Below are 13,536 nucleotides of genomic sequence, written 5' to 3'. Positions count from 1 at the left end.
TACCGCTAAGTCATCAACTTGGAATACCTGAATCCACCAACCGATCGCATGGAAGAGCGGGCGGCCCCCGCAGCGACCCAGAAAAGCGTCGCTCCTCCGGGATTTTCCATCGATCCGACGGCCATTCTGCGCCGGCTGCTGCGCAAGTGGTGGATCATCGTGCTCTGCGTGGGAGCGGGATACGCCGCGGCCAAACTGTACCTGCGGTACCAGGAGATCAATTACGAAATAGAGGCCCTCATTCAAATTACCGAAGACGAGGATACCGGTGTCAATACCCGGGTAATCCTTGGCGACATGGGCGTGGACTCGCGGCAAAACCTCGAGACCGACATCATGATGATGAAGAGTCGGGGAGTCCTGTCCAAGGTGGTGAGTGACCTGGATCTCGCCGTGAGTTTCTTTGCCGAGGGCCGGATCAGGAATTCCAACCTCTACGGCTCCGGTGGCGTACCCGTTCGTGTGGTAGCGGCAGCCCCCTCCGATGATATCTACGGGGAACTGATGACCCTGCGGGTACTGGACTCGACCCGCCTGGCCTTCGGTCTGGAAGAGGAAATAGATACGTTTAGGATCGGTCTTCCCTTCACCTCCCGCTTTGGCACCTTTCACTTTGTCTTAAACGAGCGCGCCAGCCGGCCCATCGACGACTTGCTGGTCACCTTTTATAATCCGCAAGACCTGGCCGACCGCTACGCCGACCGCCTGACGGTACGCGCCCGCCCGAACTCAAACTTTCTGCAGATGCAGATTGAGGACGAAGTGCCACAGCGGGGCATGGACGTGCTCACCTCCGTGATCGAGACGTACGACAGCATCATGATCAGCCGGAAGAACACCAGTTCTTTCAAGACCCTGAATTTCATCGACGAACGAATCGACGAATACCGCAATGAGCTCAACTCCGTGGAGCAACGGGCCGAGGACTTCATCCGGGAAAACAACCTGCTGGTAGATATCCCTACCAACCTGCAAATGCAACTTGGCGAACTCCGGGAAACAGAACAGCAGTTGGCTACGCTGAAGCTGCAGCTAAAAGGAATTGATAACCTGGCCGGATACCTGCAAAACGGAGAGGACCCTTACCGACAGATTCCTTACTCCGCGGATATTCCCTCGGTCAACATCGGTGGCTTCATTGAGCAGTACAACCAATTGCTTCAGCAGCGGGAAATTTATCTGGCTACCGCTTCACCGGAGAACCCCGTCGTACAGGCGGTGGAGGAGCCGCTGAGCGGCCTGAAGAACGATATCCTTGATGCAGTCGTCCGGGCCCGGCAATCGATGCAGTACGACGTATCCCGGCTGAATAATTCCGCCGACTCGCTGCTCAACGAAGTGAAAAGCGTCCCCGGGCAGCGAAGGGAACTGCTCAGCATCGACCGCGAGCAGGGAATAAAGGAACAACTGTACCTCTTCCTCCTTCAGCGACGGGAGGAAACGAGTCTTACTCAGGCGATCACGGCTTCCGGCGTCCACATGGTGGAACCACCTTCCAACGAGGGACCGGTTGGTCCCGATCCCCTACAGGTATACGCCATTGGCCTGGTGCTGGGGTTGATCATTCCCACGACGGCCATCGCGGCCCGGGAGGTCCTCGATACAACAATCAAAAACCAGACGGACATTTCCGAATACCTCGACGTGGCGATTCTCGGTTCGATCGGGGCTTCCGAAGAGGAGAATCATATCGTAGTCAAGCACGGCAGCCGTACCGCAATTGCCGAAATGTTCCGCCTCGTGCGGACGAACCTGCGCTTCGTGGCCGTTCAGGATAAGAACCAGGTGATACTCGTCACCTCCAGTATGGGGGGAGAGGGCAAAACGTTCATCTGCATCAACCTGGGAGCCAGTCTGGCCGTGTCCGGAAAGCGGGTACTCCTGGTAGGTATGGACCTCAGAAAGCCGAAGCTGGGAGCATACGTCAGCGGGCTGAGCAGCAGCGATACCGAATTGCCGGGGGTGACCAACTACCTGACCGGCTTCGCGGAACTGGAGGATACCATACACCCGATACCGGACCACGAAAACCTCTTTTATCAGCCCTGCGGTACGATTCCTCCCAACCCCGGAGAGTTGATGATGGGGAACCGGACGGTACAAATGTTTGAAGAGCTGCGCGAAAAATTCGACTACATAGTGGTTGACACCGCGCCCGTGGGCCTGGTATCGGACGCGCTGCAGCTAAGGCCCCTGGTAGACCTGTCGCTATACGTCGTCCGGTACGGGGTGACCGACCGGAAACAACTGATGCTCGCGGCAGATATTCATCAGCACCGCAAGCTCCCCAACCTTTCGATTATCGTCAATGGGGTCAAGCGCGGTGCGAATTACGGATACGGATACGGCTATGGCTACGGGTATGGATACGGTGACGGAGACGGATACTACGTCCAGGAATCGTAATCCTGCGAAACCCTACGCGGCGGTGGGTGGCAAATCGCTGTACTATTCGGCTTAGGTATCCGCCGCACCGCGGCAGGCTGGCCAAACAATTTCTCTGCGCGTGAGCTCAAAAGAACCTAAGGTTTCCGTAATCATTCCTACGTTCAACCGGACGGAGAAGGTGAAGCGGGCTATTGACAGCTGCCTCGACCAGACCTACCCCAACCTGGAGGTGGTGGTGGTCGACGACGGTAGCACCGATGGCTCCCCCGCCTTTCTGAATCAACTCGCCCGCGATGAACCCCGGTTGATCGTACAATGTAACCCCGAGAACCGGGGCGGTAATTACTGCCGGAATCAGGGGTTCAAAATCGCCAGCGGCGAGTACGTGGTATTTCTGGATTCGGATGACAAGTTTCATCCTGACAAGATTCGGAACCAGATTGACCGGTTTGGCGACGACGACCAATTAGACTGCGTAGTTGCTCCGACCCAAGTCATGCAGGAGCATACCGATGAAGAAGTCCGGCGAACGGACGGCAGGATCAAATGGAAGCCGCTGCCTGGCCTATCTCATCTGGAGATGTACGTGACTAAGCGTACCGCCTGGCTAACCCACGAGCCCATGTGGAAGAAGTCCTTTCTAGATCCACAGCCCTTCAGCATCCGACTAAAGAATAGTCAGGAATATGAATTTCACTGTCGTACCCTGGCAAAGGGGCCCAGGGTCGACATATTGGATACCTGCCTCGCCACCGTCTACCTGCACGATGGCGTAGAGCGTATCAACGGTCCGTCCCGCAAGAAGACCGGTAAGATGAGGGACCACTTTAAGAGCAAGATCCTCTCCCGTTATATGGTAGCCCGGACACTAAAGGATCGTAATCTTACTTCCACCGCTACTCTCCGGTATCTTGCAAAATTCTCATCCTCGATTCTCGTACGCTGCTTTCGTATATCTCCCTCTCACGGTTTTGCGATGACCCGTTACTTGCTTAAGTGCAATCTAGACCTATTGGCCGGCTCGGGCGATTCGCTCACCGAGTCGGCGAAGTAATACTGATGGTGAAAATACCAACCAATGACTCCTAAACACCACGCCGTAATTTCAGGAACCGGTCGCGCCGGCACTACGTTTTTGGTCCAGCTACTGACCAAGCTGGGCGTCGATACGGGGTTTGACCCGGAACGGATGATGGAGAAAGACTACCACAATACGGCCAGGGCGGGTATGGAGACGGACATCCGCCGAAACCCCGCCCAGTATATCGTGAAAAGTCCGCAATTCTGCGACTACGCGGATCAGGTGTTCGATATGCCAGAGATCGTGATCGATCACGTTTTCGTTCCCATGCGGGATATCCGCGGAGCCGCGGAAAGCCGGCGCAGGGTGCACCGGGAATCCATCCAAAGCCTTACGCTCTGGGAACGAATCAAGCGATACTTACCCCGGAACAAGAAGAAGTTCGCCGGGGGACTCAAAACCCTGCACGTAACCGACGCGGAGGAGGTAGGACAGTGGCTGCAGGGCCAACTTTACAAACTGTTGCTGGCGTGTAGTTCCAGGGAGGTTCCGGTAACGCTTCTGCACTATCCTACCCATACCGCAGACAGCCGGTATACATTCAACAAACTCAAGCCCATCCTGGGAGACGTCAGCTACGAGCAATTCAAGCAGGTGTTTGAAGCGGTCGCTAATCCCCAACTGGTCAGCAGCTACTCGGATGCCGATAAAACGGCAAAAAAGCCCGGGTAACCAGACGGTTGCGCCCCGCACCGAGCACGCAAAAGGAATTTTAAAGAACACGCTGCCTTGAACAAAGAAGTACTGACGATCATCGTGACTTACAACGGCTCCAAATGGCTTCCCACCTGTATGGGCGGCTATGCCGGGATCAGGGAGTGGTCGGACCTGGCAGTGGTGGATAATGCATCCACCGACGATACGGTCGAACTTCTGAAGGGAGCGTACGGCGAACTGATCGACCACCTGATTACGGAAAAGGATAACCTCGGATTTGGCAGGGCACACAACTTGGTATTTTCCGCCCCCTGGGCTAAGCCCTACCGGTATTATTTTTTGCTGAATCAGGACGCCAGTATTGAACCCGCGGGATTCAGGCGTTTGCTTGAAGTCGCGCACCGGAATCCGCAATTCGGCATTCTCTCTCCCATGCACCATCACACCGCCGAGAAACTTGATTTCCGGTTCGAGCGGTACGTGTCCGGGAGTTTACGCCGGCAACCCGATAGTGCGGTCGTGTCGGTGAATTTCGTCAATGCCGCCCTCTGGCTCATCGACCGGCGGGTGATCGACCAGATTGGCGGGTTTAACGCGGTATTCCCCCACTATGGAGAGGACGCCAACTTCGCCGAGCGGGTGCGGCTGTCAAGTTTCAAAATCGGGATAGTTCGCGGAGCCATCGGATACCACCTGCGTAAACAGACCCCATCCGCTTCGAATATCGGCCGTACACCGTACACCCAGATGATCATCGGCATCTCTAAATTAGTGTCACCGTCCTCATCTTTTAGTAGGAATATCTTTACCGTCCTGAAGTTGTACGCCGTCCTTATCGGTAAGCTGCTGTTGCACGGTCGGATGAAACAGGCCATGAAACACCTGGGGGGGCTGATGACGTTGCTCAAGAGGGCGGGCTACTATAAAGGCTTCCAAAGGCGATGCTTACCCCTGGAAACCCAACTAGTTGAGAAGATTTTGGCCGGTCGGTAGATTGGCTCTATATTGTTTATCATTACACTTAAATTTCCCAAAGTCACCCTTTCTCTCATGAATGAAGATGTTGCAGTTGTCGTACGGTCAAGCCAGGAAAGAACGGTGCCGCTTAATATCGAATTACTGAAGCGGCAGGTGCCGGAAGATCGAATCAGCGTGATAGAAGTCGCGCCCTTTTCGGCCGCCGTGAAGAAAACCTTCGAAATCGGGCTGGAATCCAAAGCAAAATGGACGTTAGCGGTAGATGGTGACATTTTGATTTATCCGGACGCGATCCAGGAACACGTCGAGCGGGCAGCGTCCTACGGACCAAAACTGTACAGTTACCAAGGTCATGTAAAGGACAAGATTTTCGGCACCTGCCGTGGTGCCGGTCCGCACCTCTTCAACAGCGAATACCTTGAAAAGGGACTGGAAGCGCTTGATCGGGTCAAAGACAGCCTGAGGCCCGAGTCCGGCACCTACCGGGAATTGGCCAAGCAAGGATATATTACCGTAGTAGATAGGGTTGTTTTCGCGCTACACGATTACGAGCAGAAGTACGCAGATCTCTTCCGCAAAGCCTACTTCTACAGTAAAAAGCACGGGGGAGAGAAAACTACCACCAAACTGATCACCCATTGGCGGCAGCAGGTAAAGGAGGATAAAGACTTTAAGGTGCTCTTTTACGGCTGGGTATTCGGGTGCGTCGACACGCAAACGGTATACAATGACAGAAACTTCTTCGACGAAATCGTCGCGGCGGAATTTCCGAAACTGGACATTTCTGAGAAGGAGGCTTTGAACTGCGATGTCGAATACTGGATGCATCAGCTGCTACAACACAAGAATGCTCCCGTAGACATCCTACAGTTGAAATATACCCGGTTGCCCAGAACGGAAATGTGGCTTCGGGTGCAGACGGCTAAAAAAGTTATTAAGCGATTGCTGTTCTCACGCTAGCCCAGGTCCCATTACCTTCCTTGGTATTTCCCGGCAAATCCAATTACATCTGGCGCATCAAAGGCGCAGACCGTAGCGGACGGCGAACGCAAATTCTTTTTCCATTTGTACAAGGCCCTTTCTTACGGTACATCCGTAGGCATCGTCTGAGGGCTCTACTGTGACGGCATTGTGGCGTTTACATGCAATAGTGGATCCAGCAACCGTCACAGCAATTACCCACCGCACGGACTACCTGGATTTGACCCATTGGTAAGTCACTATGGGGTTTCCGCCTGTATTTGCTGAAACTTCTTGCTAAACGCGGGGATGTCCTCTGGCAAAATTGCTTGCACCTTTTCAACGTACCAGGCAATACTATGGCAGCGGATCCGCGCGGCTGATTGCTACAATCTCATCATTTGAAACTGCTATTCTTCAACGGTTCCCTCAAGGCCGGCGGCGCCGAACGGTCCCTGTCCCGCCTCCTGAATTTCCTGGCGGGCGAGGGGCACGAAGTGCACCTCGTACTTCGGCTCGACATCATTCAGTTTGCGCTAGATCCCGGCATCCACGTTCATTTCCTGACGAATTATAAGGGAGTGAACAAGGGGCATACAGTGCTCAAACTGCGAAAGCGGCTGAAGGAGACGATCGACTCCGTCCGCCCGGACCGCGTGTGTGCCTACTCTTCCCTGGCGGGAGTACTCCTCGCCATGACCTTCACCTCTGGAACCATCGTCCGCTTCGATACTTATCCGCGCGCGCTGATGAAGTGGAAGCAGGCGCTCTTCTACTCCTTCTTTAACCTTCCCCACCTGAAGTGTATCGTGTGCCTCACCGAAGGCACCAAGCGGGACCTGCGCAACCTGCTCACCGTCAATGACCTGGTAGTCATCCACAATGCGTCGGTATCGATCGCCACGGCGCGGGAGAAGCAGCAGGTGGCGGCCGAGCGGCCTACCTCCCGGCCCTACCTGGCCGCGCTGGGGCGGCTGTCCGCCGCTAAGGCGTACCGGGACGCCCTGGACGCCTACGCCCGGGCGAAGGTCTACGAGAGTATGGATTTTGTCTTTATCGGCGACGGTGTCGAGCGGGAAAACCTGGAACAACAGGCCACCGACCTGGGCGTAGGCGATCACGTCCACTTCGTGGGGCATACCACCGAACCCTTCCCGATCCTCGGCAACGCGGAATTCCTGGTGCACACCTCCGTTCGCGAGGGTTTCCCCAACGTTTTCGTGGAGGCGCTTTCTCTGGGTGTCCCCGTACTGGCCACCGACTGCAAAAGCGGCCCCGCCGAGATCATCCAGGAAGGCGTAAACGGCTTTCTGGTTCCGGTCCACGACGTGGCGGCGATCGCCGAGCGGATGCACGAGCTCGCTACCGACGACGCGCTCCGCACGCGCCTGGCGCAGCAGGCCCCCCAGACCATCGAGCGATTCTCCGAAGAAAAGATATTCAGCCAGTGGCTGGAGGTGCTGGCATGAGCGTGCGTAAGCTGACCTATAAGGTGCTGGGCTGGACCGCCCACCGGCTCCGCGGCCCCCTCACGGCGGGTACGCGCGTCCTGGCGTACCATACCGTACCCCAACCCGACCGGTACCGCCGGCAACTGGAGTACCTGCGCGCCAATTACACCCTAATCGATCTCGATCGCTTCCTCGCCGCCCGCCGCGGGCGGGAGGTGCTGCCCGACGATGCGGTGCTGATCACCTTCGACGACGGCGACCGGTCGGTACTCGACCACGCCGCCCCCCTGCACCGCGAACTCGGTGTTCCCGCGGTACTGTTCGTGGTCTCCGACCTCATCGGTACCCAAACGCCCTTCTGGTGGAAGCGGGTGGAAAACCACTTCACCCTTCAGGAAGCTTCCTACGCCGCGGCCCGGGAGGTGGTCAATCACCTGAAGACCGTCCCCAACGCCGAGCGCGTCGCCTTCGTTTCGGGATTGACGGAGCTGTCCTACCCACAGCTGACGCGGGAAGAACTCACGGTGCTCCAGGACGCCGGCTTTGCCATCACAAACCACACGGCCACCCATCCCCTCATCGACCGCTGCACCCTGCCGGAGCTCGAGGACGAGCTCGACCGGGCCATCGCCTTCCTCCGTGACCTCCCGGGCGGCTACCCCAAAGTCTTCGCTTACCCGAACGGCAACAGCAGCCCCGCCCTCGACGCGGTGCTCCGGGAAAAGGGCATCGAACTGGCCTTCCTGTTCGACCACGATTTCGCCCGGCCCGGACAGGATATGCTGCACGTGTCCCGCATCCGTACGAATACAGATGACCGCTTAGCGGAATTCAAGAGCAAAGTCGGCGGCCTCCATCCTTTCCTATACCAACTGAGACGATGAAGGTCCTCTTTCTAATCGATTCCCTCGGGGCCGGTGGCGCGGAGCGCTCCACCTACCAGCTGGCCCGCCACCTGGAAGAGACCGGCCATTCGGCGGCCATCGTGGCCCTGAAATCCAAAGCGGTGGGCATCAGCGAGGAATTTGCCGGATTGCGGGGTAGGGTAGTGGTCGGTTCGGGCGGTAACCTCCGGAGCCGGGTAGCCTTCGTGAAGCGGACGATCGCCGAGGAGCGGCCGGACATCGTGCATTCGGTGATCTTCGACTCCAACCTCATCCTGCGGATCGTCGGCTGGACGGATAAGACCTTCGTCACCGTGCAGAGCCTGGTCGGCCTGCCGTACCTCGAAGCCCGCCGCTTTGAGTCGCGCATCCGGTCGCTCAAGCACGCGGTGGTGAAGGGGGTGGACGCGCTTACCGGCCGCCTTTCCAATCTCAACTTCCACGTGATCTCCCGTGCCGTGCGGGAGCATTACCGTCCCCTTTACCACTACGACGACGACCGGGTTTTCCTGGTGTACCGGGGCCGCGACGAGAACCAGCTCGTGGGCGGGCCGCGCAGCTTTCCGGGCAGCCGGCCCTTCGTGCTGATCAATGTTGGCCGGCAGGAAGCCGTCAAGGACCAGGTCGTGCTGGTCCAGGCTATGGACCAGCTCGTCAATCAGCAGGGGCAGACGAATATCGTCCTCAAAATTTACGGACGCCGGGGGGGAGCCACCAAGGCGATCGAAGCCGCCATCGCGGAATACGCGCTCGAGGACCACGTGCAACTGATGGGCTTCGACCCCGCCATGGATAAGGCTTACGCCGCGGGCGATGCCTTTCTGTTCTCTTCCTTGCACGAGGGGATGGGCGGGGCGCTCGTGGAGGCCATGGCGGCCCGCCTGCCGTGCATCTGTTCCGACATCCCCACCTTCCGCGAGGTCGTCGGGGAGGAGGGGCGGGCCCTGTTTTTCCCGGTAAGCGACCACCAGGAGCTCGCGGCACGCGTACGCGAACTCATCGCTTCGCCGGATCTGTACCGGGAGCTTTCCGGGGCGGGATACCGTCGCTTCCGGGAAGCCTTCCGTAACGAGAGCGTCATGGAGCAAATGGTAAGTATGTACGAAAAACTGCACGCCCGTGGAATTTAGGCCCTTCAATTACGGGGAAGATCTGCAGGAGGTACTGGCGCTCTTCGGAACCGGACTGAGCAAGACCGGCGATCGGTCCTGGTTCGACTGGAAGCACCGCGACAACCCCTTCGGCCCGTCACCGGGCTTCCTGGCCGAGATGGACGGCAAGATCGTAGCCGCCCGCTTCTTCCTGCGCTGGCGCTTTCGCAACCTGGCGGGTACCATCGACGCAATCCGGCCCGTGGATACGGTCGTACACCCCTCGGCCCGCCGGCAGGGGGTATTCTCCCGGCTGACCCGCTACGGCCTCGAGCAGCTGGCGACCCCCGGGCTGCCCCCGGTCTACAATACCCCCAATTCCAACAGCCTGCCTGGCTACCTGAAGATGGGCTGGGAAGTCTACGGCGAACCCCTTCCGTACGCCTACCGGCTGTGCCCGCCCTTCGGTAACTTCCCCCAGGCTACCGTCGGGAGCCACTATCCCACGGAGGTATCCCCGGAGGTCACCGTTACCGATCGGTACCGCACGGACCTGTCCGCCGATTTTCTCCGCTGGCGCTATGCCGGACCGGTTTACCGCTTCGCCACCTCCACCGCATCCCGCAGCGCCCTGCTCGTATACCGCATGCTGTCCGTACGGGGATTGCGGGTGCTTTCCGTATCCGACTATGCCGGCCCGGCGGCTTTGCAGGAAGGACTCACCCGTGCCGCGGCGCGGCGGGAGAACTGTTACCTCGTTCATACCCTGGCCGACCTGCCGGAGTGGCCCGTGGGCAACGGCGGGCTCCGGAAGAAGAAGGGGAGCAGCCTCGTCGCCGTCCGTGATGCCGAAACGCTGACCGCGACCGGGCTCATTTTCTCACCCGGCGACCTCGAAGACGTTCTCTGATGCGCATACTCCAACTTGTCACCCGCCGGCAGTACCGAGGCGCCGAGGTTTTCGCTTCGCTGCTCTCTACCGGCCTCGCCGAACGGGGGCACGAGGTTGCTTTCGTCGGCCTGTACCCGGCGCCGGAAACCGAGCTGACCGCCCCCGGCTGCAGTAACCAGGACCTGGGCGGGAACGCGGGTGCGAAGTTCTCCCCCAAACTGCTGCGAACGCTGGTTCGCTACTACGACGACTACCGGCCCGACATCATCCAGGCCAACGGCTCGGATACGCTCAAGTACAGCGTGGCCCTGAAGCTGCTGCGGCCCTCCGCCCGCGTGGTCTACCGCAACATCAGCATCATCAGCCAGTGGATACGTTCTTCCCTGCAGCTCCGCCTGCAGCGGTGGATGTTCGGCCGCATCGATTACGTCACCTCCGTCAGCGACGAGAGCCGGCAGGACTTCGTGCGTACGCTGCAGTATCCGGAGGACCGCATTGCCACCGTGCGCCGCGGCATCGATACGGAGGCCCGGCTGGACCGGCGGGCGGAGCGCGAACGGCTGGGGGTCGACTACCCGGTCGTGGCGCTCGTGGGGAAACTCAGCGTGGAGAAGAACCACCGCTTCCTGATCGACTGCGTGCAGCGGCTGGGCGACCGTTTGCCAACGCTTCACCTCTGGTTCGTCGGCGACGGGCCGATGCGGGAGGAACTGGAAACCTACGCGCAAGCGTCGGGCCTGAAGGACCGGATCCGGTTCTGGGGGGTACACTCCGAGATAGCACCCTTCCTGGCCGCCGCCGACGCGCTAGCCATCGTATCGACCGTGGAGGGCATACCGGGGGTAATCCTGGAGGGGGCTATTCAGGGTACCCCGACCGTCGCCGTCGATGTGGGCGGGGTGAAGGAGGTACTCAAGGACGACGTGACCGGCCTGCTCGTGCCCAGTCACGACTTGGAAGCCTACGCCGGGGCCCTGGCCAGTATCCTGGAAAACGACGACCTGCGCCGCCGGCTCGGGGAGCAGGCGCGGCAGAACGTGCGCCGCGACTACGCGATCGACCGCGCGGTGACGACCTTTGAGCAGATTTACGGCGACGTCCTACACCAACGACCATGAAGGTTTACCAATTGATCAAGAGCCTGGGCCGCGGGGGCGCCGAGATGCTGCTCCCCGAAACCCTGCGGGTCCACGACCGCGCGGCCTTCGACTTCCGCTACGGATACTTTCTGCCCCATAAGGGACAGGTAGCAGAGGACCTGCGGGAACTGGGTGCCACGGTCGACTGCTTCGATGCGGTCAACAACGCCAAGATCCTGGCGCGGGTCCGCACGGTGGCCGCCACCGTGGAAGACTGGGGGGCCGACGTCATCCATTGCCACCTGCCGATCGCCGGCGTGGTCGGGCGCATCGTGGGTAAGATGACCGGAATACCGGTCGTCTATACCGAGCACAATACCCAGGAGCGCTACCACTTCCTGACGCGCAAGCTCAACCTGGCCACCCTGCCCTGGAACCGGCGCATCGTAGCCTGCTCCGACGACGTCAAGCGCAGCATCGTGGAGCATACTAACCTGGGTGACGCGGGGGTCCTCTCGCTCCAGAACGGCGTGAATACGGATCGCTTCAGCCCGCAGGCCATTGCGGACCTGCCCGTACCGGAAGCTCTCCGGGACATTGCCGGCACCAAGACCATCGTGGGTACCGTCTGCGTATTCCGCACCCAGAAGCGACTGCACCACTGGCTCGAGCTGGCCGCCAACCTCTACCGCCGGAACCCGAACTTACACTTCGTGATCGTCGGTGACGGCCCGGAGGAGGAAAACCTCCGCAGGCAAATTGACGAGACCGGCCTTTCGGGGGCGTGTACGCTTCCCGGCCGCCTCTCGGAGGTGCGCCCCTGGTTGCGGGCCATGGACGTCTACCTGATGACGAGCGCCTTCGAGGGGCTCCCCATCGCCATGATGGAGGCCATGAGTATGGGGCTGCCCGTGGTGGCCACCAGCGCCGGCGGTATCGCCGAGGCGGTGCGGCACGGGCAGGACGGCTATCTCCGGCCGGTCGACGACTGGAAGGCGCTAGAGGGGGATCTGCAGCGGCTGATCGACGGTCCCGAATTACGGGCCGCTACCGGCGCCCGGGCGCGACAGCGCATCATCGATGCGTTCAGTATCCGTAGAATGACCGTAAAACTGGAAGAAGTATACCGGGAAACCGCCGGCCAATGACCATCAGACCCACCACCCCCGCCGACCGTCCCGCCATCATCGACTTGCTGCAGCGCAGCATGGGCGAGGCGTCCACCCCCAAAAGCGAAGCCTACTGGCGCTGGAAACACGAGGAGAACCCCTTCGGACCTTCTCCGGTACTCGTGGCCGAGGCCGATGGGCGGCTCGTGGGCATCCGGGCCTTCATGCGTTGGAACTGGCGCGACGGGGGCAACACCTACCGTGCGCTGCGCGCCGTAGACACGGCCACCGACCCGGACTACCGCGGGCGGGGCATCTTCAAGAAGCTCACCCTGCAGCTGGTCGAGGATTGCCAACGTGAAGGGGATCACTTCATCTTCAATACGCCCAACGAAAAGAGTGCGCCGGGCTACCTGAAAATGGGGTGGCGCAAACTTGGACGACTCCCAGTTAACCTGCGGCCCGTCCGTCCGCTTCGTCTGGCCATGGCGCTGGCCGGACTCTCCGAACGCCCGCCCGGGCCGGTGCCGGCAACCTCGATGGATGATCTCTTCGTGTACGAAACCCTGACGGGAGAGCAGCACGACTGGTACACCCCACGGAGCAGCGCGTTCCTGGAGTGGCGCTACGCCCGGTGCCCGGTGGTCGATTATGCCGCCGCCGGATCGGCGGGCAAGTACCTGGTCATTTACTACTTCAAGGAGCAACGCTGGGGGCTTGAGATGCGGGTGGTCGAACGAATTACTACCCCCGGGGCGGAACGGGAGTGCCAGCGCGCCGTATTACACACGGCGCGTCGGTCGGGAGCCGTCCTGATCTCCGAGGCGCCCGGTACGGTACCGCGCTCCCTCGCATCGGTCACCCTCGCCAAGGGTCCTCTCCTCACCTTCCGGCCGCTGAACTTTGACGCGCCGCCGGATGTAGAGAACTGGTCCTACAATCTGGGGGATATGGAACTCTTCTGAT

The 13,536-nt window shown here is 59.7% G+C and carries 12 protein-coding genes; all 12 read left to right on the top strand.

All coding sequences use genetic code 11. The features are described 5' to 3' along the window. The first annotated feature begins 18 nt into the window (after positions 1 to 18). The 12 genes from DQG19_RS18770 (at position 19) to DQG19_RS18715 (ending at position 13,535) form a co-directional block, all read left to right on the top strand. A complete protein-coding gene (locus DQG19_RS18770; protein ID WP_157974604.1) occupies positions 19 to 2,406 on the top strand; it encodes a GumC family protein in 2,388 nt (795 codons plus the stop codon). A gap of 100 nt (positions 2,407 to 2,506) precedes the next feature. Next, on the top strand, positions 2,507 to 3,442 hold the full coding sequence (locus tag DQG19_RS18765) for a glycosyltransferase family 2 protein (RefSeq protein ID WP_157974603.1): 936 nt from the start codon (positions 2,507 to 2,509) through the stop codon (positions 3,440 to 3,442). Positions 3,443 to 3,466: 24 nt separating this feature from the next. Beyond that, a complete protein-coding gene (locus tag DQG19_RS18760; RefSeq protein WP_157974602.1) occupies positions 3,467 to 4,141 on the top strand; it encodes a hypothetical protein in 675 nt (224 codons plus the stop codon). A gap of 57 nt (positions 4,142 to 4,198) precedes the next feature. Continuing rightward, the gene (locus tag DQG19_RS18755; protein WP_116127839.1) at positions 4,199 to 5,119 is read left to right on the top strand and encodes a glycosyltransferase; all 921 of its coding nucleotides are present in this window, start codon (positions 4,199 to 4,201) and stop codon (positions 5,117 to 5,119) included. Positions 5,120 to 5,176: 57 nt separating this feature from the next. Then, positions 5,177 to 6,064, top strand: coding sequence for a hypothetical protein (locus DQG19_RS18750; RefSeq protein WP_116127838.1), 888 nt, complete (start codon positions 5,177 to 5,179; stop codon positions 6,062 to 6,064). 401 nt (positions 6,065 to 6,465) lie between these two features. Continuing rightward, positions 6,466 to 7,533 (top strand): glycosyltransferase, encoded by a 1,068-nt coding sequence (locus DQG19_RS18745; protein WP_198661806.1) that lies wholly within the window; start codon positions 6,466 to 6,468, stop codon positions 7,531 to 7,533. Next, the gene (locus DQG19_RS18740; RefSeq protein WP_157974601.1) at positions 7,512 to 8,399 is read left to right on the top strand and encodes a polysaccharide deacetylase family protein; all 888 of its coding nucleotides are present in this window, start codon (positions 7,512 to 7,514) and stop codon (positions 8,397 to 8,399) included. The genes DQG19_RS18745 and DQG19_RS18740 overlap by 22 nt, the downstream gene beginning before the upstream one ends. Further along, complete coding sequence (locus DQG19_RS18735) at positions 8,396 to 9,529, top strand: glycosyltransferase family 4 protein (protein ID WP_116127835.1); 1,134 nt, start codon at positions 8,396 to 8,398, stop codon at positions 9,527 to 9,529. Before DQG19_RS18740 ends, DQG19_RS18735 begins: the two co-directional genes overlap by 4 nt. Beyond that, on the top strand, positions 9,519 to 10,400 hold the full coding sequence (locus DQG19_RS18730; protein WP_116127834.1) for a GNAT family N-acetyltransferase: 882 nt from the start codon (positions 9,519 to 9,521) through the stop codon (positions 10,398 to 10,400). The genes DQG19_RS18735 and DQG19_RS18730 overlap by 11 nt, the downstream gene beginning before the upstream one ends. Beyond that, the gene (locus DQG19_RS18725) at positions 10,400 to 11,500 is read left to right on the top strand and encodes a glycosyltransferase (protein WP_116127833.1); all 1,101 of its coding nucleotides are present in this window, start codon (positions 10,400 to 10,402) and stop codon (positions 11,498 to 11,500) included. The genes DQG19_RS18730 and DQG19_RS18725 overlap by 1 nt, the downstream gene beginning before the upstream one ends. After that, positions 11,497 to 12,609, top strand: a complete 1,113-nt coding sequence (locus tag DQG19_RS18720; protein WP_116127832.1) for a glycosyltransferase — start codon at positions 11,497 to 11,499, stop codon at positions 12,607 to 12,609. Before DQG19_RS18725 ends, DQG19_RS18720 begins: the two co-directional genes overlap by 4 nt. Continuing rightward, the gene (locus DQG19_RS18715; RefSeq protein WP_116127831.1) at positions 12,606 to 13,535 is read left to right on the top strand and encodes a GNAT family N-acetyltransferase; all 930 of its coding nucleotides are present in this window, start codon (positions 12,606 to 12,608) and stop codon (positions 13,533 to 13,535) included. The genes DQG19_RS18720 and DQG19_RS18715 overlap by 4 nt, the downstream gene beginning before the upstream one ends. The last annotated feature ends 1 nt before the right edge of the window (position 13,536 follow it).

Source organism: Lewinella sp. IMCC34183 (assembly GCF_003390915.1).
Classification (GTDB): Bacteria; Bacteroidota; Bacteroidia; order Chitinophagales; family Saprospiraceae; genus Neolewinella.
This window is presented reverse-complemented; position numbering and strand designations above follow the sequence as displayed.

Excerpts from the sequence above, each read along its gene's own strand:
- DQG19_RS18760 (WP_157974602.1), top strand. The coding sequence starts at position 3,467 with ATGACTCCTAAACACCACGCCGTAATTTCAGGAACCGGTCGCGCCGGC.
- DQG19_RS18750 (WP_116127838.1), top strand. The coding sequence starts at position 5,177 with ATGAATGAAGATGTTGCAGTTGTCGTACGGTCAAGCCAGGAAAGAACG.
- DQG19_RS18735 (WP_116127835.1), top strand. The coding sequence starts at position 8,396 with ATGAAGGTCCTCTTTCTAATCGATTCCCTCGGGGCCGGTGGCGCGGAG.
- DQG19_RS18725 (WP_116127833.1), top strand. The coding sequence starts at position 10,400 with ATGCGCATACTCCAACTTGTCACCCGCCGGCAGTACCGAGGCGCCGAG.
- DQG19_RS18720 (WP_116127832.1), top strand. The coding sequence starts at position 11,497 with ATGAAGGTTTACCAATTGATCAAGAGCCTGGGCCGCGGGGGCGCCGAG.
- DQG19_RS18715 (WP_116127831.1), top strand. The coding sequence starts at position 12,606 with ATGACCATCAGACCCACCACCCCCGCCGACCGTCCCGCCATCATCGAC.